The organism is Xanthomonas translucens pv. cerealis (assembly GCF_006838285.1).
GTDB lineage: Bacteria > Pseudomonadota > Gammaproteobacteria > Xanthomonadales > Xanthomonadaceae > Xanthomonas_A > Xanthomonas_A cerealis.
Window position 1 is genome coordinate 968405 of sequence record NZ_CP038228.1, and the last position, 25009, is coordinate 993413.

A 25009-nucleotide genomic window follows, 5' to 3' on the forward strand; every position below is an offset into this window, starting at 1 on the left:
CCGCTTATGAACCTCTCCGCTTCGTCCCATCGCCTGCGCCCGTTCGCGGCCGCGGCCCTCACCCTGGCGCTGGCCGCCTGCGCCAGCAGCCGTGGCCTGGAACCGCAGGGCCGCCGGCTCGACGCCGACCGGCAACTGCAGGCCGGCAAGACCCTGGCCGCCGGCCAGCTGGCGCCGGCTGCCTGGCCGCAGCAGGACTGGTGGAAGGCGCTGGGCGACCCGCAGCTCGACGCGCTGATCGCCGAGGCGCTGCAGGGCACGCCGAACCTGGACGCGGCCGACGCGCGGCTGCGCCTGGCCCAGGCCCAGGCCGGTGCGGCCAATGCCGACCGCGGCGCCAAGCTGTCGCTGTCGGCCGGCTATACGGGCCTGCAGTTGCCCAAGGGGCTGGCCGGCGACGAGATCGGCGGCAAGTACATCCATGCCGAGCAGGCGGTGATGGATTTCAGCTACGGCTTCGACCTGTGGGGCGGCAAGCGCGCTGCCTGGGAAGCGGCGGTGGACCAGGCGCATGCGGCGCAGGTCGATGCCCAGGCAGCGCGCCTGGATCTGTCGGCCGGTGTGGCTCGCGCCTACATGCAGCTCGGCTACGCCTGGCGCCTGTACGACCTGGCTGGCGAAGAACTGGCGCGCTCGGACAACAGCCTGAAGCTGGTGCGGCAGCGCCGCGACGCCGGCATCGACAGCAACCTGCAACTGCGCCAGGCCGAAGCGCGAGTACCGGCGGCACGCCAGCAGCAACAGGCCGCGCAGCAGCAGATCGACGCGGCGCGGACCGCGTTGGCGGCCTTGCTGGGCCGCGGCCCGGATCGCGGCCTGCAGATCGAGCGGCCGCGGCGGCTGGATCCCGGCGTGGTGCAACTGCCGTCGGTGCTGCCCAGCGACCTGCTCGGGCGCCGCCCCGACGTGGTCGCCGCGCGCTGGCGGGTCGAGGCCGCCTCGCAACGTATCGGCGCGGACAAGGCGCAGTTCTATCCGAGCATCAACCTGCTCGCGCTGGGCGGCGTGGCCGCGGCCAATGCCGCCGACCTGTTCAAGGGCGATGCCTTGCTCGGCGTGTTCGCGCCGAGCGTGAGCCTGCCGTTGTTCGACAGCGGACGCCTGCGCAGCCAGCTGGCCGAGCGCGACGCGCACTACGATCTCGCGGTGGCCAGCTACAACCAGGCGCTGGTGGCGGCGCTGCGCGAGGTCGCCGACCAGGTCAGCGCGGCGCGTTCGCTGGCGCAGCAGGCGCAGCAGCAGGCACAGGCGGTCAGCACCGCGCAGGCCGCCTTCGACCTGGCGCAGCAGCGCTACCGCGCCGGTATCGGCAACTACCTGGACGTGTTGAGCGTGCAGCAACAGTTGCTCGAGGCGCAGCAGCGCCTGGCCTCGCTGCAGTCCAACCAGATCCTGGTCTCGGTGCGCCTGAACCAGGCGCTGGGCGGCGGCTACGAAGCCACTCCCGCCGCCGACGCGCCGTCGACCTCTTCCGCTTCCACGCATTCCTGAGACCGCTGCAATGAACCAGACAACGACTCCCGATTCCCCCAGCCGGCGCGGCCAGCTGTTGCGCGGCCTGGCCGTGCTGGTGGTGCTGGTGCTGATCGCGCTGGCGATCTGGTACTTCGTCTCCGGCCGCTGGCACGAAGACACCGACGACGCCTACGTGCAGGGCAACCTGGTGCAGATCACGCCGATGGTGGCCGGCACCGTGGTCAGCATCGGCGCCGACGACGGCATGCGCGTGGAGCGCGGCCAGTTGCTGATCAAGCTCGACCCGGCCGACACCCAGGTCGCGCTGCAGCAGGCCGAGGCCAATCTGGCGCGCACCGTGCGCCAGGTGCGCGGCCTGTTCCGCAGCGTCGAAGGCGCGCAGGCCGAACTGTCGGCGCAGCAGGTGACCCTGCAGCGCGCCCGTGCCGACGTCGCCCGGCGCAGCAGCCTGGTCGCCACCGGGGCGATTTCCAGCGAGGAACTGGCGCATGCGCGCGACCAGCTGGCCGCCGCCGAGGCCGCGGTCAGCGGTTCGCGCGAGACGGTGGAGCGCAACCGCGCGCTGATCGACGACAACGGCGTGGCCAGCCAGCCCGACGTGCAGGCCGCTGCCGCGCAGGTGCGTCAGGCGTTCCTCAACAACGCCCGCAGCGCGATCGTCGCGCCGGTCTCCGGCTACGTCGCGCGACGTTCGGTGCAGGTCGGGCAGCGCGTGCAGCCCGGCACCGCGCTGATGGCGGTGGTGCCGCTGGAGCAGGTGTGGGTGGAAGCCAACTTCAAGGAAACCCAGCTCAAGCACATGCGCCTGGGCCAGCCGGTAGAACTGCAGTCGGACCTGTACGGCGGTGCGGTGCGCTACCGAGGCACGGTGCAGAGTCTGGGCCTGGGCACCGGCAGCGCGTTCTCGCTGCTGCCGGCGCAGAACGCCAGCGGCAACTGGATCAAGATCGTGCAGCGCGTGCCGGTACGCATCGCCATCGATGCCGAGCAACTGGCGCAGAATCCGCTGCGCATCGGTCTGTCGATGAAGGTGGACGTGAACCTGCACCAGCAGGGCGGCGGCGTACTGCCGAGCAAGTTCGCCACCGGCACGCTGCTGGACACCGACGTCTATGCGCAGCAGCTGGGCCAGGCCGACGCGACCATCGCGCAGATCATCCACGCCAACCTGCCCGACGCCGCCAAGGCGAACTGAGTCCGGCCATGTCCAACCAAGCTGCCACTCCTGCCGCGCCCGGCCTTCCAGGCGCACCGGCCGCCGCGTTCCGCCCGCCCAGCGTGGCGTTGTGCACGGTGGGCCTGGCGATGGCCTCGTTCATGCAGGTGCTCGACACCACCATCGCCAACGTCTCGCTGCCGACCATCGCCGGCAACCTCGGCGCCAGTTCGCAGCAGGCGACCTGGGTCATCACCTCGTTCGCGGTCAGCAACGCGATCGCGCTGCCGCTGACCGGCTTCCTGAGCCGTCGCTTCGGCGAGACCAAGCTGTTCGTGTGGGCCACGCTGGCGTTCACCATCGCCTCGCTGTTGTGCGGCCTGGCGCAGAGCATGGGCATGCTGGTGGTATCGCGCGCGGTCCAGGGCTTCGTGTGCGGGCCGATGTACCCGATCACGCAGAGCCTGCTGGTGTCGATCTACCCGCGCGAGAAACGCGGCCAGGCCCTGGCGCTGCTGGCGATGATCACCGTGGTCGCGCCGATCGCCGGCCCGATCCTGGGCGGCTGGATCACCGACAACTACAGCTGGGAATGGATCTTCCTGATCAATGTGCCGCTGGGCATCATCGCCGCGATCGTGGTCGGCTCGCAGCTGCGCGAGCGTCCGGAACCGACCGAGCGCCCGCGCATGGACTACGTCGGCCTGATCACCCTGATCATCGGCGTCGGCTGCCTGCAGCTGGTGCTTGACCTGGGCAACGACGAGGACTGGTTCAGTTCGAACAAGATCGTGGTGCTGGCCGCGATCTCGGCGGTAGCGCTGGCGGTGTTCCTGATCTGGGAACTGACCGAAAAGGATCCGATCGTCAACCTGCGCCTGTTCCGCCACCGCAACTTCCGCGCCGGCACGCTGGCGCTGATCGTGGCTTACGCCGCGTTCTTCAGCGTGTCGCTGCTGATCCCGCAGTGGCTGCAGCGCGACATGGGCTATACCGCGATCTGGGCCGGCCTGGCCACCGCGCCGATCGGCATCCTGCCGGTGCTGATGACCCCGTTCGTCGGCAAGTACGCCTCGCGCTTCGACCTGCGCATGCTCGCCAGCATCGCCTTCATCTTCATGGCGGTGACCAGCTTCATGCGCTCGGACTTCAGCCTGCGGGTCGATTTCGCCCACGTGGCCGGGGTGCAGTTGCTGATGGGCGTGGGCGTGGCGCTGTTCTTCATGCCGGTGCTGCAGATCCTGCTGTCGGACCTGGACGGGCGCGAGATCGCGGCCGGTTCCGGCCTGGCCACGTTCCTGCGCACGCTGGGCGGCAGCTTCGCCGCCTCGCTGACCACCTACCTGTGGGTCAAGCGCACGCAGCTGCACCACGCGCACCTCACCGAGCATATCTCGGCCTATACGCCGGGCATGCAGGAGCAGGTGCAGGCGATGGGGCGGGGCGACCTGCAGACCGGAGCGGCCTTCCTCAACAACACCATCAACCACCAGGCCTCGCAGATGGGCTTCAACGACATCTTCTACCTGCTGGGCTGGACCTTCCTGGCGATCATCTTCTTCCTGTGGCTGGCCAAGCCGCCGTTCGCGGGCGGCGGCGGCGCGGCTGCCGCCGCCGGGCACTGAGTCCGGGCCGCCGGCAACGATGAAACCCCGCCTGATGCGGGGTTTCGTTTGTGCGCCACGCTTGCCGCCGCAGCGCGCGGCGGACCAGAATGCGGCTTCCTCGCAGCCATTGGCAGGTTCGGACATGTAGCGTCTTCTGCGTGCCTTGTGCGCTCGCTCGGACCGCTCGCGGCCGCGCCGCGCTGCTGCACGCGCCTGGCCGCTTGCGGCGCTGCTGCTGCTGTGCCTGGGCGCCCTCGCCAGCGCTGCGGCGCAGGCCGACGCGGGCGTGGCCGCGACCACCCCAACCGATCGCCTGCACGAAGCTTGGTGGGCGCAGCGCCACCAGCAGGTGCTGGCGCAGGCGCGCGCGCATGCGGACACGCCGCTGCTGCTGATCGGCGACTCGATCACCCACAACTACGACAAGGCGAACGCGCCGGACCAGGATTTCCAGCCGACCTGGCAGACCTTCTACGGCAGCCGCGGCGCGCTCAACCTGGGGTTCAGCGGCGATGCCACCGAGCATGTGCTCTGGCGCCTGCAGCGCGGTGAGGTGGACGGCCTGCAGCCCAAGGTGGCGGTGCTGCTGTTCGGCAGCAACAACACCGGGTACGAGCAGCACAGCGCCGCCGACACCGTGCTCGGCATCGACGCGGTGGTGGCGACCCTGGAACAACGCCTGCCGACCACGCGCATCCTGCTGCTCGGGCTGCTGCCCAGCGCAGGCTCGGCGCAGGCTCGGCGCAGAAGAACGCGCGCGACGCCGAGGTCAATCACGCGCTGGCGGTGCGCTACGGCGACAATCCGCGTGTCGCCTACCTCGACATCGGCGCGGTCTTCCGCAAGGACGGCGCGCTCGACCAGAGCCTGTTCTACGACCCGCGGCTGCCTCCCCCGGCAACGCCCTGCATCCGGACACGCGCGGCCAGCGGCGCATGGCCGAGGCGATCGAGCCGACCCTGGCGCGCCTGCTCGGCGAGCCGCCGCGGGTACCGCTGGCGGCGATGACCGCAGTCAATCCCGCGCTGATTCCGGTGCCGTGGCTGGAGCAGGATTCCTACGACTGGTACGCGCGCCACCACGCGGCGCTGGACGCGGCGCGTGCAGCCGGAGGTGGTGATGCTCGGCGATTTGATCACCCACTTCTGGGGCGGGCCGCCGCAGGCCACCCGGATCGGCGGCGCGCAGGCCTGGCAGCGTCCCTTCGGCGCGCGCAAGGTGCTGAACCTGGGGTTCGGCTGGGACCGCACCCAGAACGTGCTGTGGCGGCTGCGCCAGGGCGAAGTGGATGGATTGGCGCCGCGCTGGGTGGTGATCAATATCGGCACCAACAATCTCAGCGGCACCGAGCACGCCCGCGCCAGCACGCCGCAGGAAGCTGCCGCCGACGCGCCGCTGCGCGCGCCGATCGTGCAGACCAACCGCCTGCTGGCCGCGCGCTTCGGCCACGATCCTGCGGTGCGCTGGCTGGACATCGGCGCGCGCTTCCTGCAGCCCGACGGCGGCCTGCCGCAGGCGCTGATGCCCGACAGTACCCATCCCAGCGAGGACGGCTACCGGATCTGGGGCGACGCGCTGCGCGAGATCGGCGTTGGCGGTTGAAACCGGCCTGGCCAAGCTGGCCCTGTAGGAGTGGCTTCAGCCGCGACAGGATCTCGCCGGTAACGCAAGGTCGCGGCTGAAGCTGCTCCTATAGGGGAGAGGGGGCGGCAGCGCGCTCAGCCCTTGTCCGGCTTGAGCAGTTCCAGCACCGCTTCGCGGCGTCGCGCCGGCAGGTTGCGGTAACGGGTCAGCAGCGCCTGTTCGTGGGTGTCGTGCGCCTGCAGTGCGTAATCGGCCGGCATGTCCTGCAGGCGTGCGCTGCCCTGGCCGCAGATCAGCTCGTCCAGCGAGCGCTTGAGCGTGCCGCGCAGGTTGGGCAGCAGGCGGAAGCTGGGGGTTTCGCGATCGTTCTCCCATGCCGATACCGACGACTTGGTCACGCCCAGCGCGAAACCCAATTGTTCCTGGGTGAGCCCGGCGGCTTTCCTGGCCTCGCGCAATCGGTCGCCGAAGCTTTTCATCGCGATGGGCCTTGCAGATACAGGGCCTACCAAGATATGGAGCATCCGTAACCTTGTCGTACAGTAATGCTTGACTCTAGGTGTTCTGAGATTCGATACTTTGGCGGTGCGGGCCACGTCGACACGTGAGGACACGCACGCCGGACAAGGACGACCGAGGAGTGCATGGTGTTTGGCCCAGTTTTCATCGCCGTCGCCGCGACGGCGCAGTGCAGCGCAGCGCCATTGCGCCTGGCGGCCGCAGCGGTGGCTGGCGATCGCTGCACGGCTGCAGCACAGGGTGGGGCATGGCCACCTACGAAGTGAAACTCAGGCGCGTGGCGCAGCTGGAGCCGACGCTGTACGTGCTGGTCCACGCCGCCAATGCGTATCTGGCCGCGCGCGCCGCCGAGCGCCACAATCCGGGCTATCGGGCGTACATGGTGGCGGTGTGGGTGGACGGCGTGCGCGTGGACATCGGCGCGTTCCGGCCGCCGGATCGCTAGGTGAGCGAACGCGGGAAGCGCGTACGAGGGCATGCGCTATGCGGTCCTTCTGCGGCACGGCTGCAGCGCAGTGATTTTCGCCACATGGCCGCGCGCAGCGCTTGCGGCGAAGCTGCAGCACGGCTCCCTGCGGTAACGCGATCGATGCGCACGTCCTTCAGACATAGGCTGCCGCCGAAAACGAAAAATCCGCTTTCGCGGGTTTGCTAGTGGCGCTACAGGCTTGCGCGGGAAGTTCTTAGCGGCGGATGTGTGTGGTGCCCAGGAGAGGACTCGAACCTCCACGGTTTTACCCGCTAGTACCTGAAACTAGTGCGTCTACCAATTCCGCCACCTGGGCAATGCAGGCGCGAAATTCTGCTGGCGCCGCAAGATGCTGTCAAGCGTGCTTTTGTGCGGCTGGGGCGGCTGTTCCCGGCGCCCAGGCAGCGTTGGTCTGCCGGTTGCGGCGAGTGTTGTCGAGGGGGCGAACCAGCGAGGATTGCGGCGGGTTGCGTGGCAGGCATTGCCTGCACAACATCGGCATCGATTTCTTTCCCGCAAAAACGCCAGGCAAAAAAAATCCCGCCGAAGCGGGTTTTTTTCTGCTTGCTGTATCTGGTGCCCAGGAGAGGACTCGAACCTCCACGAAGTTGCCCCCGCTAGCACCTGAAGCTAGTGCGTCTACCAATTCCGCCACCTGGGCGATACAGTCCGAGAATTCTGTCGGTTGCGCGTGCCGCTGTCAAGCGGCGTGTTGCATGCGCGCTTCGGCGGCGCGTGCGTCGTGGCTACAGCGCAGGCACCGCCCGCCGGCGCATCAGCTGGCGGTAAAGTGCAGGCCCTGGTTGATCGCGCAGCGGTAGCCGAGCGTGGTGCCGTTCTGCTGGTAGCCGGGCAGGGCGAACACGGCCATGCTGAAGTCGACGCTGCTGTCCGGGTGCACCTGGTAGCGCAGGAACTGCTGGATCGGCTTGCCGTCGCGGCCCACGGTGAGGTGCTCGTCGGCGAAGGACAGGGTGCCGTCGGCAATCACCCGGTAGGCACCGATGCGCAGGCCGCCGCGGGTCTGGGTCGGCGTGGCGCCGCCGGTAGTGGGCGTGCACTGGCTCAGGTCGATCGCGACCGCGACCGAGGCGCCGCTGTCCAGCGCGCGTTCGATCTCGGCGAGCGAATCCAGTGGCGTGGCGGCGCCGGCAGGATGGGCGAAGGCGAGCGGCGTGGCGGCGAGCAGCGAGGCGGCGAGCAGCGACAGGGGCAGGGACTTCATGCGGAGCTCCGGAGCGTGGGAGAAAGAGGGGCGGTTCGCCGCACGCACGCTAGTCCTTTGCGTTGCGCGGTCAACCGACAAAATCGCGTTTTCCAGGCTGCGTCACAGCATTTGTTCGAATCAGTTCCGCTCGCTCTGGTGTAGTTTGCGCGTCGTGTCCGGATTCACATAAAAGATGCGGTTTTTTGTCGAATCTGCAGCGCCTGCGCAGATCGATCCGCCAGGGGTGTCAACTCGCGATCCGGCATCGCGATGCGTTGCAGGTTGCGCCGTGGCCGAGCCATGCAGCAGCAGGCGCGTCGCCTTGGCTGGCGTGCCAGCGATCTGCGCGCCGCGGAATGCGCGCTTTGCCGGGCGGCGCGTGCGCCGCCGGACGCCGCGTTGTCTGGAGGCATTGACAAGGGCGCGCGCTACCCGCAGAATTCGCGGCCTTCAGCGCCCAGATGGCGGAATTGGTAGACGCACTAGCTTCAGGTGCTAGCGGGGGCAACTTCGTGGAGGTTCGAGTCCTCTTCTGGGCACCATATGCAAGACGCGGGAGCGCTGAACTCCCGCAACGACCGGCCCGCTGACGCGGGCCTCGTCGTTTCTGGGAACCGCCCGCCGCACCTTGCGCTCGCCAGGTTGCCTGTGTTGACGGCCCAGCGAGTACCATGGGCGGATGACCAATCGAAAAACCAAGTCCGGCAAGCCCGGCAAATCCGCATCCCACGACATGCCCGCCAGCAAGGCCGACGCCCCGGTGGCTCCGCCTCCGCCGAAGAAATCCAAGATGCCGTCGTGGATGCCCAGCCTCCCCAGTTTCCTGCGGCGCAGCCCCAAGCCGCCGTTGCAGCCGCTGCCTGCGCCCGAGCCGGTGGCCGCAGCGTCCTCGCGCAAGAAGCCGGCTGCTGCGGTGGCCGACCCGTTCGCCGCCCGCGAGGCCGAGCGCTATGCCGAGCCGATCGCCAGCCGCGAGGCGATCCTGCAGTTGCTGGACCGCTGCGACGGCCCGCAGACGCTGGAAGAGCTGGCCGGGCAACTCGGCCTGACCGAACCTTCGCGCATGGAGGCGTTGAGCAAGCGCCTGGGTGCGATGCTGCGCGAGGCGCAGCTGGTGCAGAACCGCCGCGGCGGCTACGCGCCGGTGCAGCAGACCAACCTGATCCCCGGCGTGGTGATCGCCAATCCCGACGGCTTCGGCTTCCTGCGTCCGGACGAGGGCGGTGACGACCTGTTCCTGCCGCCCTACGAAATGCGCAAGGTGTTGCATGGCGACCGCGCGCTGGCCAACGTTACCGGCATCGACCGCCGCGGCCGCCGCGAAGGCAGCATCGCGCGCGTGCTCGAGCGCGGCCTGAGCCGGCTGATCGGCCGCTTCAGCATGGAGGGCGGCATCGCCTATGTGGTGCCGGACGACAAGCGCATCCAGCGCAACATCCAGATCCCGACCGATGCGATTGGCGAGGCGCGCGACGGCCAGCTGGTGGTGTGCGAACTGACCTCCACCCCGGACGGACGGCGCCCGCCGATCGGCAAGATCATCGCGGTGCTCGGCGACAAGCTGACCCCGTCGCTGGTGGTGGAAACCGCGATCCATGGCCGCGAGCTGCCCTACGAATTCCCGCAGGCGGTGCTCGACGAAGCCGCGGCGGTGCCGCTGACGGTGGAGCCGGCGGCGATCAAGGGGCGCGTGGACCTGCGGCAGACGCCGCTGGTGACCATCGACGGCGCCGACGCCAAGGACTTCGACGACGCGGTGTTCTGCGAACCGAACGCGGACGGCTTCCGCCTGGTGGTCGCTATCGCCGACGTTTCGCATTACGTGCGCCCGGGCACGCCGCTGGACGTGGAAGCGATCCGCCGCGCGACCTCGGTGTACTTCCCCGGCTTCGTGGTGCCGATGCTGCCGGAGACGCTGTCCAACGGCATCTGCTCGCTCAATCCCAAGGTCGACCGCATGTGCTTCGTCTGCGACATGCAGATCGATCGCCAGGGCGAGGTGGCCGGCGCGCGCTTCTACGAGGCGGTGATGAATTCGCACGCGCGGCTCACCTACGACCAGGTGTGGCAGGCGGTGGGCGAGAAGGACGAGCAGGTGCGCAAGGAGGTGGCCGCGGTGCTGCCGCAGATCGAGCGCCTGTACCAGCTGTTCCAGGTGCTGGCCAAGACGCGCTCGCGCCGCGGCGCGATCGAGTTCGAGACCTCGGAAGTGCGTTTCGTGCTCGACAACACCGGCGAGGTGACCCAGGCCGGCATGCTGGTGCGCAACGACGCGCACAAGCTGATCGAGGAATGCATGATCGCCGCCAACGTGGCCGCGGCGCGCCACCTGCTGGAGGCGCGCATTCCGGCGCCGTACCGCGTGCACGAGCGGCCGCCGGAGTCCAAGTACGCCGACCTGCTGGAGTTCCTGAAGGAATTCAAGTTGAGCCTGCCGCCGTGGAGCAAGGTGGTGCCGGGCGACTACACCAAGCTGCTGAAGAAGGTGCGCGAGCGCCCGGACGCGGCGTTGCTGGAGTCGGTGCTGCTGCGCAGCCAGAGCATGGCGGTGTATTCGCCGGACAACGCCGGCCACTTCGGCCTGGCGCTGGAGGCGTACGCGCACTTCACCTCGCCGATCCGCCGCTATCCTGACCTGCTGGTGCACCGCGCGATCAAGTACGCGCTGACCCGCGGCGCGCCGGACAAGTACCTGTATTCGCCGCGCGAGATGGCGGCGCTGGCGCTGCAATGCTCCGAGCGCGAACGCCGTGCCGACGAGGCCGAGCGCGAGGTCGACGAGCGCTACCGCGCGGCGTGGATGGAAAAGCATGTCGGCGGCCAGTTCGACGGCGTGGTCAGCGGTGTCACCAGCTTCGGCCTGTTCGTAGAGCTGGACCAGTCCAAGGTCAATGGCCTGATCCACGTGACCCAGCTGCCGCAGGACTATTACCAGTTCGACGCGGTGCGTAAGACCCTGTCCGGCGAGCGCCGCGGCATGCAGTTCCGGCTCGGCGACCGGGTCCGCATCCTGGTGCTCAAGGCCAGCATGGAAGAGCGCAAGATCGACTTCCGCCTGGTGGTGGAAGGCGAGCCGATGACCGATATGCCGCCGCCGCCGGAACGTGGGCAGCAGCCGGCCAAGCGCAAGAAAAAGAAGTACTGACGGTGCGGCGTCGCGGCGGGCCGCCTGGGGGCCGCCGCGATCGTTCGCACCCTGCGCGCAGCGCACGGGGCGCGGCCCGCGCACTGCGGTTCGCAGCGGAGAGCCGACATGGAGCATGACCACCACAGCGGCGGTTGCCAGTGCGGCGCGGTGCGTTTCCGCGTGCGCGGGCGGCTCGACGACGCCTCGATCTGCCATTGCCGGATGTGCCAGAAGGCGTTCGGCGCCTATTACGCGCCGCTGGTGTCCACGCGCGGTGCGCAACTGCTGTGGACGCGCGGGGCGCTGAAGTATTTCCAATCATCCAATCTGGTGCGGCGCGGCTTCTGCGCCGACTGCGGCACGCCGCTGACCTACGAGGCGCCGGACGGCGTCGCTGTGGCCGCCGGGGCGTTCGACGACCCGGCGGCGCTGCCGCCGCGGATCCAGTACGGGCTGGAAGCCAGGCTGCCGTTCGTGGACGGCCTGCACCGGTTACCGGCGATCCGCACCGAGGCCGATCTGGACGCGGCGCCGTTCCTGGCGCAACTGGTCTCGCGCCAGCATCCGGACCACGATACCGAGCGCTGGCCGGCCTGAGCCGGTCCTGTTGCGCCGGCGATGTGACGCGAGCGCTGGCAACGCCTACCATTCCCGCTTTCCTTATCTCGCAGCCCCCGCCTCATGAGCAAGCAGAACCAGTGGATCGTCGGCGTCAACGCCGTGGCCTCGTCGATCGAGAACGATGCCGACAACGTGCGCGAAGTGCTGATCGAGGCGGGCAGCAAGAACCCGCGGCTGGTGGAGATCGAGGAGAACGCGCGGCGCAAAGGCATCGAGGTGCGGCGGGTCAATACCCAGGCGCTGGACGGCGTCGGCGGCTCGGTGCGCCACCAGGGCGTGGCTGCGCGCTACGCGGCGGCGCGCACCTGGGGCGAGAACGAACTAGAAGGCCTGGTCGCCGCCGCCGAAGGTCGCGCGCTGCTGCTGGTGCTCGACGGCGTGCAGGATCCGCATAACCTCGGCGCCTGCCTGCGCAGTGCCGCGGCGGCTGGCGCCACTGCGGTGGTGATCCCCAAGGACAAGTCGGCGCCGGTCAACGCCACCGTGCGCAAGACCTCGGCCGGCGCCGCCGACCGTATCCCGATCGTGGCGGTGACCAACCTGGCGCGCTGCCTGCGCGACCTGCAGAAGCAGGGCGTGTGGATCTACGGCCTGGTCGGCGAAGCCGAGACCTCCCTGTATGCGCAGGACCTGCGCGGCAACGTGGCGTTGGTGCTGGGCGGCGAATCCGACGGCCTACGTCGGCTCACCCGCGAGCATTGCGACGGCCTGGTCAAGATCCCGATGCCGGGCGACATCGAGAGCCTCAACGTGTCGGTGGCCACCGGCGTGACCCTGTTCGAGGCGGTGCGCCAGCGCATGGGCTGAGGGGCATGCGTTCTGCTTCGCTCTAATTTCCGGAGCAACCAACCCAAACAGCCGGCATCATGGCTACGCCGTCGCCACATGAGGCGCCCTCAGCCGATCTGCGGCGCCGGCCAGGCGTTGGCGATCTTGCAGAACAGGCGCGCGGTCTGCTCGGTGTCGTAGACCGCGCTGTGCGCATCGGCGGCGTTCCAGTCGAAACCGGCGGCCTGCACGGCGCGGGCCAGCACGGTCTGGCCGTAGGCGATGCCGGCCAGGGTCACGGTGTCGAACACGCTGAAGGGGTGGAACGGGTTGCGCTTGTGGCCGCAGCGGGCCACGGTGGCGTTGAGGAAGTTCAGGTCGAAGTGGGCGTTGTGGCCGACCAGGATCGCGCGCTGGCAGCCGTACTTCTTCACCGCCGCGCGCACCGGCGCGAACACGTGGTCCAGCGCTTCGCGTTCGGGCTTGGCGAAGCGGAACGGGTGGTCGAGGATGATGCCGGTGACTTCCAGCGACTTGGGGTCGATGGCGGTGCCGGGCGCCGGCACCACATGCGCGCTGGCGGTGGTGCCGGGGTACAGCTGGCCGGTAGCGTCCATCTCGATCGGGACCACGGCGATCTCCAGCAGCGCATGCCGGTTCCAGTCGAAGCCGCCGGTCTCCACGTCCACCACCACCGGCAGATAGCCGCGGAAACGCCGCGACATCGGGGTGGCCGCAAGGGGCTGGGACGGGTTATCGACGTGATCATTCATCCGCCAAGGGTAGCAGAGCGCGGCTAAATGCCCGCCGCTGCGGCGCTTGCGCAAGCCCGGCGAAGGCAAATCGACGAAGCAACAGCGGCGCCGCACGGCGGCAACGCGGATTGCCGCAGATCGACCGGGCGACAGTCCATTCGCCCAGTTGCAGTCGGCGCCGTGGTTTGCGCGCGACGCCGCTCGCTACAGGCATCACCGGTAACGCCCGTCGCGACTGCAGTCGCTCCCACACATGGCATCAGCGGCGAACCGAAATGCCAATGGGTTTGGCACTCGCGCGACGCGCCTCAGGCCGGCGGGCGGGTGCCGAGCACGCTGCCCTGTTCGCGCAGGCGCTCAAGCAACGCCGCGCCGTCGTGCAGCAGCACAGCCGGGTCCTGGCCGTGTTCGGCGGCCAGGCGCAGCAGTAGGGCGCGCCCGCTGTGCTCGCCGTCGCGCAGCCGCTCGATCACGGCATGGGCTAACGGCGCCAGTTCGGCGAAGCGCGCCTGGCCGTCGGCATCGCGCCGCGCCAGCAGGCAGGTCGGCTGTGCCGGCGCCTCGCGCGGTTGCCAGGCCGGGCCGATGCGTTGCACCGGCCAGCGATAGCGCAGCAGGCGCAGCCAGGGCGAGAGCTGCGGAACGCCGGCGAGCAGGTCGCCGTGCGGGTCGTGCGGCGGCAGCGGCGCGTCGTCGATCTGCACCTCCAGCTCGACCGTCTCGTAGTGCGCCAGTTCCGCCAGCCACGGCCGTTGCGCATCCGCCGCGCGCTGCTGCAGGAAGCGCACGAACTCGCCGCCCACGCGCGGGAACAGGGGGGTGCGGGCGCGGTGTTCGGCGCAGAACGCGTGCAGCAGGGCCTGCCATGCGTCCGCGTCGAGGGTGGTGCGCAGCACCGGGAAATGCGCGGCGAGCAGGTGCGCGATGTTGTCGAAGAACAGTGCGCGGTATACCGCCAGCCGCCGCGGTTCGATGTCCGCCGGCGGCGCATGCCGCTGCGGATCGCGCAGGTGCAGGGCCAGCGCGAACTGCTGCGCGTGCAGCGACTCAGCCATGCGCCAACGGTGCCGCCTGCGTCGCCATGGCCCGCGCCTGCGCCTCGCGGATGCGTTGGACCTCGTGCAGCAGGTCGGATAGCGGCGGCAAGTGGCTGTCGCGCTCCAGCAGGGTCGGGCGCACGCCATGCAGGCGATAGGCGGCGTCGAGCAGATCCCACACCTCGGCCGCCACGGCCGCGCCATGGGTGTCGATCTTCAGCGCGCTGGGGGCGTCGTCGCGATGCCCGGCGATGTGGTACGAGGCGATGCGCGCGCTCGGCATCGCGGCGAGGAAGGCGAGGGCGTCGTAACCGTGGTTGGCGGCGTTGACGCAGACGTTGTTGACGTCCAGCAGCAGGTCGCAGTCGGCTTCGGCCAGCACCGCGGCGACGAACGCGGCTTCGCTCAGCGCCTGGCCGGGTGCGGCGTAGTAGGACACGTTCTCCACCGCGATGCGCCGGCCCAGCGCGTCCTGCGCCTGGGCGATGCGCGCGCCGACGTGGCGCACCGCCTCGTCGGTGAACGGCAGCGGCAGCAGTTCGTAGAGCTGGCCGTCGTCGGCGCTGTAGCTGAGGTGTTCGCTGTACAGCGCGACCTTGTGCCGATCCAGGAACTGCCGGGTCTGCCGCAGCAGCACCGCATCCAGCGGCGCCATGCCGCCCAGCGACAGCGACAGGCCATGGCAGCTCAGTGGATGGCGCGCGGCCAGCGTGTCCAGCATCGCGCCGAGGCGGCCGCCGACGCCGATCCAGTTGTCCGGCGCGCACTCCAGGAAATCGAACGCGGCCGGCGCTGCCTGCAGCAACTCCGGCAGCAGGCCACGGCGCAGGCCGAGTCCGGCGCTCGCCGCGGCCTGCCCGCGCGGCGCGGCATCAGCTGCCGCCACCGCACTTGCCTTCGCCGCACTTGCCTTCGGCCATCGCCTTGTCGTCGTGCTTGGCTGCGGCGGCGGCTGACTTGTCCGGCTTGGCCGCCGCGGCGTCCTGCGCATGCGCCGCGCCGCTGGTCTCCGTGGCCTTGCCGGCGCCTGCGGCATTGGCAGGCATTGATTTGGACTTGGGCTGCGCCGGCAGCGTGCTCGCTGCCTTGTCGACGCTCGGCGGCGCCGCGGCCTGTGCGCCGAGCGCATAGCCCTGGGCCAGTTCGGTCATCGCCAGTGCGGAGGCGGACAGGCTCAGGCCGCCGAGCAGGACGGCGCCGGCGAGAGCGGTGGACGAACGCGATGGGATGGACATGCGGACTCTCCAGGTAGGCGGAACAGGGCGCCGGCGTCGCCACGCCGACTGTGTTCGCCAAGCGTACCCGCTGGCGAACACGGCCGCATGCGGCGCTACGCCGTCGTCTACGAAAAGGCCCCGCCGAAGCGGGGCCAGCTGTGCGTCGCGGTCGATGGGGGTGGCCACGGATCGACCGCATCCATCAGGTGTCCATGCCGCGTGAGCCGGCGCTCATATACCGGAGGTGGTGCTGGTCTCGTCGCGTTTGTCGCGCGGCGGCAGCGGCTGGTCGCCGTGTACCAGGAACCACACGTTCTCGGCGATGTTGGTGGCGTGGTCGCCGATCCGTTCCAGGTTCTTGGCCATGAACAGCAGGTGCGTGCACGGGGTGATGTTGCGCGGGTCTTCCATCATGTAGGTCAGCAGTTCGCGGAACAGCGCGGTGTACTGCGCGTCCAGCAGTGCATCGCTCTGGCGCACCCGCAGCGCCGCGTCGGCGTCGTTGCTGCGGTAAGCGGTCAGCGCTTCGCGCACCTGCTGCGCGGCCAGCTTGCCGAGCTGGCGCAGGCCCAGCGTCTGCGGCATCGGCGGCGAAGTGTTCAGCGCGATCGAGCGCTTGGCCACGTTCGCGGCGTAGTCGCCGATGCGCTCGATGTCGGCCGGGATGCGCAGGCCGGCGAGGATCTCGCGCAGGTCGCGGGCCATCGGTCCGCGCAGCGCCAGCCGCATCACATCGCTGCTGATCGAATGCTCCAGCGCGTCGATCGCCTCGTCGTTGACGACGATGCGCAGTGCGGCGTTGTCGTCGCGGCGCTCGACCACGTCCAGGGCCGCTTCCAGCTGCGCCACCGCGGTCTCGCCCATGCGTACGATCTCGGCGACAAGGCGCTGCTGTTCTTCGTCGTAGCTCTTCACGATGTGCTCGTTCGGCTGCGTGTTCATGTCGTAAGTCCCATGGATTCGTGAGTGTCGCCGCAGCCGTCCTGGCGGCGCGGGACTGGCATCGAAGCGTCTCAGCCGAAGCGACCGGTGATGTAGTCTTCGGTCTGCTGCTTGCTGGGCTGCGAGAAGATGATCTCGGTGCGGTCGTGTTCGATCAGGTCGCCCAGGTACATGAAGGCGGTGTAGTCGGACACGCGCGCGGCCTGCTGCATGTTGTGGGTGACGATAACGATGGTGTAGTCGGTCTTCAACTCTTCGACCAGCTGCTCGATGCGGCTGGTGGAGATCGGGTCCAGCGCCGAGGTCGGCTCGTCGAGCAGCAGCACGTCCGGGCGCAAGGCCACCGCGCGGGCGATGCACAGGCGCTGCTGCTGGCCGCCGGACAGGCCCAGCGCGCTCTGCCCGAGCTTGTCCTTGACCTCGTCCCACAGCGCGCCCTGGCGCAGCGCGTGCTCGACGCGATTGGTCATGTCCGCCTTGGACAGCTTCTCGTGGTGGCGGATGCCGTAGGCGACGTTCTCGAAGATGGTCATCGGGAACGGCACCGGCTTCTGGAACACCATTCCGACCTTGCTGCGCAGGCGGTTCATCGGGTACTTCGGCGACAGGATGTTCTCACCGTCCAGCAGCACCTCGCCGCGCGCCTCCAGCTTCGGATACAGCGCATAGATGCGGTTGAAGATGCGCAGCAGGGTCGACTTGCCGCAGCCGGACGGGCCGATCAACGCGGTGACGCGCTTTTCCGGCACCTCGATGTTGATGCCCTTCAGCGCGTGGTACTTGTCGTAATAGAAGTCCAGGCCGCGTGCGGCCACCTTGACCGGCGATGGCGCCAGCGCGGTGTGTCCGGCAGGCATGGCGATGCGGTGCATCGGTGCGGTGTTGTGCTGATCGTTCATGGCCGGTTCCATAGGGGACTCAATCGGTGGAAGTCTTGTAGCGGCGCAGCAGGCCGCGCGCGCCGAGGCTGACCAGCAGCACGAACACGGTGAGTACCAGCGCGCCGGACCAGGCCAGCTGCTGCCAACTCGGGTAGGGGCTGCCGGCGAAGGAGTTCATCACTACCGGCACGCTCGCCATCGGCTGCATCACGTTGTTGTTCCAGTACTGGTTGCCGAATGCGGTGAACAGCAGCGGCGCGGTCTCGCCGCTGATCCGCGCCAGCGCCAGCAGCACGCCGGTGACGATGCCGGCCGAGGCGCTGCGGTACAGCACCTGTACCGTTACCTTCCACTGCGGAATGCCGAGCGACAGCGCCGCTTCGCGCATCTGCGACGGCACCAGGCGCAGCATTTCGTCGGTGGTGCGCACCACCACCGGCAGCACGATGAAGGCCAGCGACAGCGCGCCGGCCATCGCCGAGAAACGCCCACCGGTCTGCATCACGTACAGCGTGTACACGAACAGGCCGAGCACGATCGACGGCGCCGACAGCAGGATGTCGTTGACGAAGCGCACCACCTGGCCGGTTTTGCGCGCGTTGCCGTATTCGGCCAGCCAGGTGCCGGCGGCCACGCCCAGCGGGGTGCCGATCAGCAGCGCCAGGCCGCACATCACCGCGCTGCCGAAGAATGCGTTGGCCAGCCCGCCTTCTTCGCCCGGCGGCGGGGTCATGCGGGTGAACAGGTCGATGTTGATGCCGGCGATGCCCTTGGACAGCAGGGTCCACAGGATCCAGCCCAGGAACGCCAGCCCGAACAGCGCGGTGAGGCAGGACAGCAGCAGCGCGAACACGTTGACCACGCGGCGGCGGTTGTACAGGCGGTCGGCGATGTCGGCGGCCATCAGTTGCCCTCCCGGCGCGACAGCTGCTGCAGCATCAGGCGGGCGATCGCCAGCACCACGAAGGTCACGATGAACAGCACGAAGCCCAGCAGCAGCAGCGCCGAGCGATAGGTTTCGGTGGCCTCGCCGAAGTCGTTGGCGATCAGCGCGGCGATGGTGGTGCCCGGTTCCAGCAGCGACGGTGACAGCCGCACCGTATTTCCGACCACGAACGCCACCGCCATGGTCTCGCCGAGCGCGCGGCCAAGGCCCAGGAAGATGCCGCCGATCACCGCCGAACGGGTGTAGGGCAGCACGATGTCCCAGCTCACTTCCCACTTGGTCGAACCCAGCGCGTAGGCCGATTCCTTAAGGCGCGTCGGCACGGTCAGGAACACTTCGCGCATCACCGAGGAGATGAACGGAATCACCATGATCGCCAGCACGAAGCCGGCGGTGAGCAGGCCGATGCCCAACGGCGGGCCCTGGAACATCGGCCCGATCACCGGCAGCGTGCCGAGGTGGTCGTTGAGCCAGGGGGTGCCATATTCGGTCATCACCGGTACCAGCACGAACAGGCCCCACATGCCGTAGATGATCGACGGGATGCCGGCCAGCAGCTCGATGGCGGTGCCGATCGGGCCGCGCAGCCAGCGCGGCGACACTTCTGTGAGGAAGAACGCGATGCCGTAGCTCACCGGGACCGCGATCAGCATCGCGATCAGCGCGGTGACCAGGGTGCCGTAGATCGGCGCCAGCGCGCCGTACTTGTTCTCGACCGGGTTCCATTCGCTGGAGTAGAAGAAGCTCAGGCCCTGCATCTGCAGCGCATGGCGTCCGCCCCACAGCATCGACAGCGCCGCGCTGGCCAGGGCGATGAGAACCAAGACGACGGTGGCGGTGAGCGTCCAGCGGAACAGACGGTCGGCACGGGCGTCGCGCAGGTCGCGTCCGCCGGGCGCCGATATCGCTTCGGGAATGACAGTGGCGTTCATGGGCTCGGTGTTTGCCGGAGCGCGCGGTGGCGCGGTCCGGTCGTTGCCGCGGCGGGAGTGGCCGCACGCGGTGGGTGGCTGCGTCGCTCCCGGGCAAGCGGGAACCCGAAAGTCCGGAATACGTGGTGCCGATCTGGCGCCCGCTGCCGCCTGCAGCGGCGCCGGGCGCGATTCGCCCGCGCGGCGCGTACCGCGTCCGCGCGCCTGCTTCCGCCGGCGAGGGCGGAAACGCGCTTGCGCTTACTTGAACTCTTTGGTCCAGTACGCCTCGATCTGCTGCACCAATTCCGGCGGCAGCGGCACGTAGTGCAGTTCGTTGGCCTGCGGCTGGCCCTTCTCGAACGCCCACTTGAAGAACGCCAGGGTCGCCTTGCTGCGCGCCGCATCCTTCGGCTGCTTGTGCATCAGCATGAAGTTGGTGGCGGTGATCGGCCACGCCTGCGCGCCGGCGGCGTTGGTGATGACCAGGTTGAAGTCCTTGGCGTTGGCCCAGTCGGCCGACGCGGCCGCCGCGGCGAAGCTGTCGGCGTTGGGCTGCACCCAGTTGCCGGCCGCATTCTGCAGCGAGGCGTACGGCATCTTGTTCTGCAGCGCGTAGGCCAGTTCGACGTAGCCGATCGAGCCCTTGATCTGCTGCACGTACGAGGCCACGCCTTCGTTGCCCTTGCCGCCGACGCCGCCCGGCCACTGCACCGAGGTGCCTTCGCCGACCTTGCTCTTCCACTCCGGGCTGACCTTGGACAGGTAGTTGGTGAAGTTGAAGCTGGTGCCCGAGCCGTCGGAGCGGTGCACCAGGTTGATCTTGGTGCTGGGCAGGGTGGTGCCGGGGTTCAGCGCGACGATCGCCGGATCGTTCCAGGTGGTGACCTTGCCGAGGAAGATGTCGGCCAGCACCGCGCCGGTGAGCTTCAGCTTGCCCGCTTCCATGCCGTCCATGTTGACCACCGGCACAACCCCCCAATCGCCGAGGGGAACTGGCCGAGGCCGGCGGCTGCCAGCTCGGTGCTGTCCAGCGGCTTGTCGGAGGAGCCGAAATCGACCGTGCCGGCCTTGATCTGGGCGATGCCGCCGCCGGAGCCGATCGACTGGTAGTTGATCTTGTTGCCGGTGGCGGTGTGGTAGTCGGCCGACCACTTGGACACCAGCGGATAGATGAAGGACGCGCCGGCGCCGGAGATCTCCGCGGCGGTCTTGGCGCCATCGGCCGGAGCGGCTGCGGGCGCACCACCTGCCGCATCGGCGGCACCCTGCGGCTTGTCGCCATTGCCCGGCTGGCAGGCAGTGACGGCGAAGGCGAGGGCCAGGGACAGAACGGCAAAGCGTGCCGGCTGCAGTTTCATGGGGTCACTCCGTAGCGAAGAGGGCCGGAAGCTCCGGCGGATGCTCGCTATGAAATGATGTTTTTGTTACAGCCTCATGACGCGGCTACCCGTGCGTGAAATTGGTCAAGGAAAACAACCGCTTCGCTCCGCTCTCCCGCGCGCGAGCGGCGGGGGGTGAGGGGAAGGGCGAAGCCGCGCGCAGTTGCGTGGAATCGCTGCGCTGGTGCTCGCGTCCTGGGTATCTGCGCGGCTCTTGTACGTCTGCCACATCCGGCACCGCTTCGCGCTCCTGCATGTCCTACGGTATCAGGCTGCTTCGCGTCCTCACCAGGCATCGCTTCCCGCCTACCCTCATCCGCCCTGCGGGCACCTTCCCCCGAAAAGGGGGCATGGTCCCGCTGGGAGAAGGAATAAAAAACGCGGCCCCCGTGAGGGGGCCGCGTCGGGTAACGATCGGCGGACAGAGAGAACGCCGATCAATACTTCAGGTTGGCACTCCAGTAAGCGTCGATCTGCTTGACCAGCGCGTCCGGCAGCGGCACGTAGTCCAACTGCTTGGCCTGGGCGTCGCCGTTGGCGTAGACCCACTTGAAGAAGTCCTTGGTGGCCTTGGCGCTGGCCTGGTTCTTCGGCTGTTTGTGGACCAGGATGAAGTTGGTCGCGGTGATCGGCCAAGAAGCTTCGCCCGGGGCGTTGGTCATCACCAGGTAGAAGTCCTTGGCGTCGGCCCAGTCGGCGCTGGCGGCAGCGGCGGCGAAGCTCTCGTCGCTGGGCTGCACGAACTTGCCGGCGGCGTTCTTCATCGCGGTGTAGGCCATCTTGTTCTGCAGCGCATACGACAGCTCGACGTAGCCGATGCCGCCCTTGATCTGCTTGACGTAGGCGGCGACGCCTTCGTTGCCCTTGCCGCCGATGCCGACTGGCCACTGGACCGCAGTGCCTTCGCCGACCTTGCTCTTCCAGTCCGGGTTGACCTTGGACAGGTAGTTGGTGAAGTTGAAGCTGGTGCCCGAACCGTCGGAGCGGTGCACCACGGTGATCTTGGCGTCGGGCAGCTTCGCGCCCGGGTTCAGGGCGACGATCGCCGGGTCGTTCCAGGTCTTGACCTTGCCCAGGAAGATGTCGGCCAGGGTCTTGCCGTCCAGCTTCAGCGCGCCCGGGGCGATGCCTTGCACGTTGACCACCGGCACCACGCCGCCGATCACCGACGGGAACTGGGCCAGGCCGGACGCGGCCAGCTCGTCCGGCTTGAGCGGCGCATCGGACGAACCGAAGTCGACCGTGGCCGCCTTGATCTGGGCGATACCGCCGCCGGAACCGATCGACTGATAGTTGACCTTCTTGCCGGTGGCGGTGTTGTAGTCGGCCGACCACTTGGACATGACCGGATAGATGAACGAGGCGCCCGCGCCGGTGACATCGGCGGCGTTGGCGGCGAACACGAACGACGCGGCGACGGCGGCAGCCGCGACGCGGGATTTGAGCGAGAGGATCACGGAGGAAGCTCCTGAAGGGGGGATGCGGGGCACCGCATGCGGGCATTACATAACCGTTCGATGACGGTGCCGGGGCTAGTACATGACGGAAACATGACGCTGCGGTGGAGCATGGCGCCGCTGCAGCGCACGGCTTGCGCCGCGCATTGCATCGGGCCGCGGCGATTACCAGTAGAACTGCGCGCGCGCTTCGAGGATGTTCGGCTTGTCGCTGACGTTGCCGCGGGTGGTGCTGCTGTACTTGCTGCTGTCCACCATCACGTAGTTCAGCGCCAGCTTGAAGTTGGAACGCCAGTACCAGTTGGCGCCGACCGTCCAGGTGCTCATCTTGCCGCCGAGTACGCCGTCGATCAGTGGTGCGCCGACCGGACGCGCGACCAGGTCGCCGTCGTTCAGATCGATGCTGTCGTAGCGCAGGCCCAGCTGCCACATGCCGCTGGCCGGCTCGTTCGGCAGCGGGGTGGTCGGCACGCCGGCCTTGTAGCCCCAGGTCTCGCCGGTGATGTTCCACACGCCGCTCAGGTACCAGCCGTCGCTGCTGTAGTTGTCGCTGGACCCATAGCGCTCGACCTTGGCGTTGTAGTACTCGCCCTGGGTCTTGAACGGGCCGCTGACCCACATCGCTTCGCCGCCGATCACGCCGATGCGGTCGCTGTTGGTCAGGTTGCCGCTGTCGACCAGACGCACCGAGGCCAGGTCGGCGTCCGGACGTGCGCGCAGGCGCAACGTGTCGGCGTCGGTGTCGTAGTTCACGTAGCTCAGGCCGAAGTGCAGGATGTTGCCCGACGCGTTGATCGGCGCGAAGGTGCCGCGCGCGCCGTAGCCGCTGCCGTGCGCCATGTTGCGGGTCAGCTCGCGACCGAACACGCTGCCGACCACGCTCCAGTTATTGTCGCCGTAGCCGACCGCGCCACCGAGGCGACGCGACACCGCGTAGGTGTTGGTGACCGAGGCTTTGGAGATGAAGTCGTTGTTCTTGGTGCTGGACAGTTCTTCCAGGCTGTTGGGCTGCTTGTACTGGCCGATCTGCAGGAAGTTGTTGGCGTTGCCGCCGAACTTGTACTTGATGTTGTTGTCCAGGAACTTGCCGGTGCTGCGCACGGTGGTGCCATTGTTGGCCGACTCGCGCAGGACGCTGGCGTCGTAGCCCAGGACCCACTCGTAGTTGCCCGGCCCCTTGCCCTTGGCGACCAGCTCGGCGCGGCGGATGCCGAACTCGGCGTTCTTGCCGTTGTTGCCGGTGGTGCCGTTGAGATCCTGGACGTCGTTGTCGTACCAGTTGCCGTCGGCCTGGACCAGGCCTTCGAAGGAGACTTCCGAACCGCCGATGACGTCGATGGCGATTTCTGCGTGCGCGGCAGGCGCGAACACGGCGGTGAGCACGGCTGCCGAGAGGAGGGTGCGAGACAGTTTCATGGGTTGCCTGGGCGGTTGGAAGATGCGCGCAGGCTAATATGTAAAGATTGCGTAAATGTGACACTTGACGTACATCGACCGCGCACGCCAATGCACGCCATCGCGTCGTCTGCGCCATTGGACGCGCCACATGTTGCGATTCGATGGCGCGCAGATGAAACGGCGCATGGCGATTGTCGCGAACAACGGCCATCACAAAGCGGGGTATCGTCTCGCTATCGCACCATCGATCGTTCTTTTTGTGCGTTGCACCACTTGTCGGTGCCGAAAACGGTGCGTAGCGTGGAGCCATGAACTCGCATGCCCGCAATCGGATGCCGACGCTCGCCGTACTGCTGCTGATCGCGCTGCTGGCGCTGATCCCGGTGTTGCGCCCGGCAGCGGCAACCCTGGTGGCTGCGGTGAACGACAGCGGCCTGATGGCAGCGCCGGAATTGCCGGCGGCGCACGCGCAGGCCGAATCGCGCGACATCGCCGATCCGCTCGACGACTACGACAGCGCAGTCGTGCTGCCGGCGCCCTGGCGGCAGGCGCGCTTGACGACGACCGGTTGGCCCGCACCAGCCGCCTGGCGCGGCGCGGGTACCCACCCGCAGCCGCGGTTGCGCCCTCCCAGCGCCTGAGCCGCTGAATCCGGACTCGCCTGGCCCACGGCCGCGGCGAGCTCGATCACCCCGATCACCGTTCCGGCATCGTCCACCCCCCCAGCGGCCATGTGATGACGCGCTGCCGACGGCGCGGTCGCCGCGTTCCATGCCCGTTCCCCCGTTCTGCGGCATCCGCCGCGGCGACGCCTTTCCCTTTTCTCTTTTTCCTTTGTTCCGAGGTATTCCCATGGACAGTCTTCTCGATGGTTTCCGCCACTTCCGCAAAGAGGTCTACCCGCGCCAGCGCGGCCTGTTCCGGCAACTGGCCGGCGGTCAGACCCCGCATACGCTGTTCATCACCTGCGCCGATTCGCGGGTGATGCCGGAACTGATGTTCGCCGCGCAGCCCGGCGAACTGTTCGTCTACCGCAACATCGGCAATGTGGTGCCGCCGTACTCGCAGCACGTCAGCGGCGTGGTCGCGGCGATCGAGTACGCGGTGGCGGTGCTGCAGGTGAAGCACATCGTGGTCTGCGGCCACACCGACTGCGGCGCGATGAAGGCGGTGCTCAATCCCGATTCGCTGCGCGAGGTGCCGAACGTGGCCGCGTGGCTCAAGCACACCGACAGCGCGCGCCAGGTCGCCGCGCAGCACGATCATGCCGGGTACCCCGAGGACGCGCTGCACTGCCTGACCGAGGAGAACGTGGTGTCGCAGCTGGACCACCTGCGCACCCAGCCGGTGGTGGCGGCGCGGCTGGCACGCGGCGCGCTGCGGATCCATGGCTGGATCTATGACATCGCCCAAGGCGATATCCGCGCCTTCGACACCGAGCAGGGGCGTTTCCTGCCGCTGCTGCCGGAAGAGGGCAAGCGTGCTCCCGAAGCCACCCCGCGGCCGCGCCTGGTGCCGGTCCTGCGCAACGTCGCGGTCTGAAGGAGTC

General features: G+C 68.5%; 21 protein-coding genes, 3 tRNA genes and 2 pseudogenes. 11 read left to right on the forward strand and 15 right to left on the reverse strand.

Translation table 11 applies throughout. From position 1 onward, the window contains the following. The first annotated feature begins 6 nt into the window (after nucleotides 1-6). The 4 genes and pseudogenes from E4A48_RS04265 (at nucleotide 7) to E4A48_RS04280 (ending at nucleotide 5841) form a co-directional block, all read left to right on the forward strand. Entirely contained in the window at nucleotides 7-1491 is a 1485-nt protein-coding gene (locus E4A48_RS04265) for an efflux transporter outer membrane subunit (protein WP_142741940.1), read from the forward strand. A 10-nt stretch (nucleotides 1492-1501) separates the two neighbouring features. Further along, nucleotides 1502-2671, forward strand: coding sequence for an efflux RND transporter periplasmic adaptor subunit (locus E4A48_RS04270; protein ID WP_058196214.1), 1170 nt, complete (start codon nucleotides 1502-1504; stop codon nucleotides 2669-2671). Between the two features lie 8 nt (nucleotides 2672-2679). Further along, a complete protein-coding gene (locus tag E4A48_RS04275; protein ID WP_039005310.1) occupies nucleotides 2680-4257 on the forward strand; it encodes a DHA2 family efflux MFS transporter permease subunit in 1578 nt (525 codons plus the stop codon). 214 nt (nucleotides 4258-4471) lie between these two features. Then, nucleotides 4472-5841, forward strand: a pseudogene (locus E4A48_RS04280) (GDSL-type esterase/lipase family protein). Between the two features lie 116 nt (nucleotides 5842-5957). Here the strand turns inward: E4A48_RS04280 and E4A48_RS04285 are convergent. Continuing rightward, nucleotides 5958-6302 (reverse strand): helix-turn-helix domain-containing protein, encoded by a 345-nt coding sequence (locus E4A48_RS04285; protein WP_039005308.1) that lies wholly within the window; start codon nucleotides 6300-6302, stop codon nucleotides 5958-5960. A gap of 287 nt (nucleotides 6303-6589) precedes the next feature. Between E4A48_RS04285 and E4A48_RS04290 the strand changes: the two genes are divergently transcribed. Further along, the gene (locus tag E4A48_RS04290) at nucleotides 6590-6787 is read left to right on the forward strand and encodes a hypothetical protein (RefSeq protein ID WP_039008789.1); all 198 of its coding nucleotides are present in this window, start codon (nucleotides 6590-6592) and stop codon (nucleotides 6785-6787) included. 255 nt (nucleotides 6788-7042) lie between these two features. On the opposite strand, the gene E4A48_RS04295 is transcribed toward E4A48_RS04290, so the two are convergent. The 3 genes from E4A48_RS04295 to E4A48_RS04305 all read right to left on the reverse strand — a co-directional run bounded on the left by E4A48_RS04295 (nucleotide 7043) and on the right by E4A48_RS04305 (nucleotide 8036). Then, nucleotides 7043-7127, reverse strand: a tRNA-Leu gene (locus E4A48_RS04295). Nucleotides 7128-7385: 258 nt separating this feature from the next. Further along, nucleotides 7386-7472, reverse strand: a tRNA-Leu gene (locus E4A48_RS04300). Between the two features lie 114 nt (nucleotides 7473-7586). Continuing rightward, the gene (locus E4A48_RS04305; protein WP_142741941.1) at nucleotides 7587-8036 is read right to left on the reverse strand and encodes a VirK family protein; all 450 of its coding nucleotides are present in this window, start codon (nucleotides 8034-8036) and stop codon (nucleotides 7587-7589) included. 437 nt (nucleotides 8037-8473) lie between these two features. Here E4A48_RS04305 and E4A48_RS04310 point away from each other — a divergent pair. The 4 genes from E4A48_RS04310 (at nucleotide 8474) to rlmB (ending at nucleotide 12573) form a co-directional block, all read left to right on the forward strand. Then, nucleotides 8474-8560: transfer RNA gene (locus E4A48_RS04310), tRNA-Leu, on the forward strand. Between the two features lie 137 nt (nucleotides 8561-8697). Further along, nucleotides 8698-11163 carry a ribonuclease R gene (gene rnr, locus E4A48_RS04315; RefSeq protein ID WP_260608061.1) on the forward strand — a complete coding sequence of 822 codons (2466 nt, stop codon included), beginning with the start codon at nucleotides 8698-8700 and terminating at the stop codon, nucleotides 11161-11163. A gap of 108 nt (nucleotides 11164-11271) precedes the next feature. After that, complete coding sequence (locus E4A48_RS04320) at nucleotides 11272-11742, forward strand: GFA family protein (protein WP_039005304.1); 471 nt, start codon at nucleotides 11272-11274, stop codon at nucleotides 11740-11742. A gap of 84 nt (nucleotides 11743-11826) precedes the next feature. Next, nucleotides 11827-12573, forward strand: coding sequence for a 23S rRNA (guanosine(2251)-2'-O)-methyltransferase RlmB (rlmB, locus tag E4A48_RS04325; RefSeq protein ID WP_003467227.1), 747 nt, complete (start codon nucleotides 11827-11829; stop codon nucleotides 12571-12573). Between the two features lie 89 nt (nucleotides 12574-12662). Here rlmB and rnt read toward each other — a convergent pair whose 3' ends face one another. From rnt to E4A48_RS04380, 11 genes and pseudogenes are all read right to left on the reverse strand, one after another. Beyond that, nucleotides 12663-13307: a ribonuclease T gene (gene rnt, locus E4A48_RS04330; protein WP_039005302.1), complete on the reverse strand. Its 645-nt coding sequence runs from the start codon at nucleotides 13305-13307 to the stop codon at nucleotides 12663-12665. A 290-nt stretch (nucleotides 13308-13597) separates the two neighbouring features. After that, nucleotides 13598-14344, reverse strand: a complete 747-nt coding sequence (locus tag E4A48_RS04335; protein WP_039005301.1) for an HvfC family RiPP maturation protein — start codon at nucleotides 14342-14344, stop codon at nucleotides 13598-13600. Beyond that, nucleotides 14337-15212, reverse strand: coding sequence for an HvfB family MNIO-type RiPP peptide maturase (locus E4A48_RS04340; RefSeq protein ID WP_058196674.1), 876 nt, complete (start codon nucleotides 15210-15212; stop codon nucleotides 14337-14339). Before E4A48_RS04340 ends, E4A48_RS04335 begins: the two co-directional genes overlap by 8 nt. Then, nucleotides 15199-15561, reverse strand: coding sequence for an HvfA family oxazolone/thioamide-modified RiPP metallophore (locus E4A48_RS04345; protein WP_039005299.1), 363 nt, complete (start codon nucleotides 15559-15561; stop codon nucleotides 15199-15201). Before E4A48_RS04345 ends, E4A48_RS04340 begins: the two co-directional genes overlap by 14 nt. Before the next feature lie 213 nt (nucleotides 15562-15774). After that, nucleotides 15775-16485 (reverse strand): phosphate signaling complex protein PhoU, encoded by a 711-nt coding sequence (phoU, locus tag E4A48_RS04350; RefSeq protein ID WP_039005298.1) that lies wholly within the window; start codon nucleotides 16483-16485, stop codon nucleotides 15775-15777. A gap of 71 nt (nucleotides 16486-16556) precedes the next feature. Further along, nucleotides 16557-17384 carry a phosphate ABC transporter ATP-binding protein PstB gene (gene pstB / locus E4A48_RS04355; RefSeq protein WP_039008787.1) on the reverse strand — a complete coding sequence of 276 codons (828 nt, stop codon included), beginning with the start codon at nucleotides 17382-17384 and terminating at the stop codon, nucleotides 16557-16559. 19 nt (nucleotides 17385-17403) lie between these two features. Next, entirely contained in the window at nucleotides 17404-18270 is an 867-nt protein-coding gene (gene pstA / locus E4A48_RS04360; RefSeq protein WP_039005296.1) for a phosphate ABC transporter permease PstA, read from the reverse strand. After that, entirely contained in the window at nucleotides 18270-19244 is a 975-nt protein-coding gene (pstC, locus tag E4A48_RS04365) for a phosphate ABC transporter permease subunit PstC (RefSeq protein ID WP_039005295.1), read from the reverse strand. The genes pstA and pstC overlap by 1 nt, the downstream gene beginning before the upstream one ends. A gap of 240 nt (nucleotides 19245-19484) precedes the next feature. Beyond that, nucleotides 19485-20584: pseudogene (gene pstS, locus E4A48_RS04370) on the reverse strand (phosphate ABC transporter substrate-binding protein PstS). Nucleotides 20585-21042: 458 nt separating this feature from the next. Continuing rightward, complete coding sequence (pstS, locus tag E4A48_RS04375; protein ID WP_058196673.1) at nucleotides 21043-22062, reverse strand: phosphate ABC transporter substrate-binding protein PstS; 1020 nt, start codon at nucleotides 22060-22062, stop codon at nucleotides 21043-21045. A gap of 165 nt (nucleotides 22063-22227) precedes the next feature. Continuing rightward, entirely contained in the window at nucleotides 22228-23478 is a 1251-nt protein-coding gene (locus E4A48_RS04380) for an OprO/OprP family phosphate-selective porin (RefSeq protein ID WP_039005292.1), read from the reverse strand. Nucleotides 23479-23768: 290 nt separating this feature from the next. Between E4A48_RS04380 and E4A48_RS04385 the strand changes: the two genes are divergently transcribed. Both E4A48_RS04385 and E4A48_RS04390 read left to right on the forward strand, forming a co-directional pair. Beyond that, a complete protein-coding gene (locus E4A48_RS04385) occupies nucleotides 23769-24101 on the forward strand; it encodes a hypothetical protein (protein WP_039005290.1) in 333 nt (110 codons plus the stop codon). Between the two features lie 211 nt (nucleotides 24102-24312). Next, nucleotides 24313-25002 (forward strand): carbonic anhydrase, encoded by a 690-nt coding sequence (locus E4A48_RS04390; protein ID WP_039005289.1) that lies wholly within the window; start codon nucleotides 24313-24315, stop codon nucleotides 25000-25002. Nucleotides 25003-25009: the final 7 nt, after the last annotated feature.

Excerpts from the sequence above, each read along its gene's own strand:
- E4A48_RS04265 (WP_142741940.1), top strand. The coding sequence starts at position 7 with ATGAACCTCTCCGCTTCGTCCCATCGCCTGCGCCCGTTCGCGGCCGCG.
- E4A48_RS04270 (WP_058196214.1), top strand. The coding sequence starts at position 1,502 with ATGAACCAGACAACGACTCCCGATTCCCCCAGCCGGCGCGGCCAGCTG.
- E4A48_RS04275 (WP_039005310.1), top strand. The coding sequence starts at position 2,680 with ATGTCCAACCAAGCTGCCACTCCTGCCGCGCCCGGCCTTCCAGGCGCA.
- E4A48_RS04285 (WP_039005308.1), bottom strand. The coding sequence starts at position 6,302 with ATGAAAAGCTTCGGCGACCGATTGCGCGAGGCCAGGAAAGCCGCCGGG.
- E4A48_RS04290 (WP_039008789.1), top strand. The coding sequence starts at position 6,590 with ATGGCCACCTACGAAGTGAAACTCAGGCGCGTGGCGCAGCTGGAGCCG.
- E4A48_RS04305 (WP_142741941.1), bottom strand. The coding sequence starts at position 8,036 with ATGAAGTCCCTGCCCCTGTCGCTGCTCGCCGCCTCGCTGCTCGCCGCC.
- rnr (WP_260608061.1), top strand. The coding sequence starts at position 8,698 with ATGACCAATCGAAAAACCAAGTCCGGCAAGCCCGGCAAATCCGCATCC.
- E4A48_RS04320 (WP_039005304.1), top strand. The coding sequence starts at position 11,272 with ATGGAGCATGACCACCACAGCGGCGGTTGCCAGTGCGGCGCGGTGCGT.
- rlmB (WP_003467227.1), top strand. The coding sequence starts at position 11,827 with ATGAGCAAGCAGAACCAGTGGATCGTCGGCGTCAACGCCGTGGCCTCG.
- rnt (WP_039005302.1), bottom strand. The coding sequence starts at position 13,307 with ATGAATGATCACGTCGATAACCCGTCCCAGCCCCTTGCGGCCACCCCG.
- E4A48_RS04335 (WP_039005301.1), bottom strand. The coding sequence starts at position 14,344 with ATGGCTGAGTCGCTGCACGCGCAGCAGTTCGCGCTGGCCCTGCACCTG.
- E4A48_RS04345 (WP_039005299.1), bottom strand. The coding sequence starts at position 15,561 with ATGTCCATCCCATCGCGTTCGTCCACCGCTCTCGCCGGCGCCGTCCTG.
- phoU (WP_039005298.1), bottom strand. The coding sequence starts at position 16,485 with ATGAACACGCAGCCGAACGAGCACATCGTGAAGAGCTACGACGAAGAA.
- pstB (WP_039008787.1), bottom strand. The coding sequence starts at position 17,384 with ATGAACGATCAGCACAACACCGCACCGATGCACCGCATCGCCATGCCT.
- pstA (WP_039005296.1), bottom strand. The coding sequence starts at position 18,270 with ATGGCCGCCGACATCGCCGACCGCCTGTACAACCGCCGCCGCGTGGTC.
- pstC (WP_039005295.1), bottom strand. The coding sequence starts at position 19,244 with ATGAACGCCACTGTCATTCCCGAAGCGATATCGGCGCCCGGCGGACGC.
- E4A48_RS04380 (WP_039005292.1), bottom strand. The coding sequence starts at position 23,478 with ATGAAACTGTCTCGCACCCTCCTCTCGGCAGCCGTGCTCACCGCCGTG.
- E4A48_RS04385 (WP_039005290.1), top strand. The coding sequence starts at position 23,769 with ATGAACTCGCATGCCCGCAATCGGATGCCGACGCTCGCCGTACTGCTG.
- E4A48_RS04390 (WP_039005289.1), top strand. The coding sequence starts at position 24,313 with ATGGACAGTCTTCTCGATGGTTTCCGCCACTTCCGCAAAGAGGTCTAC.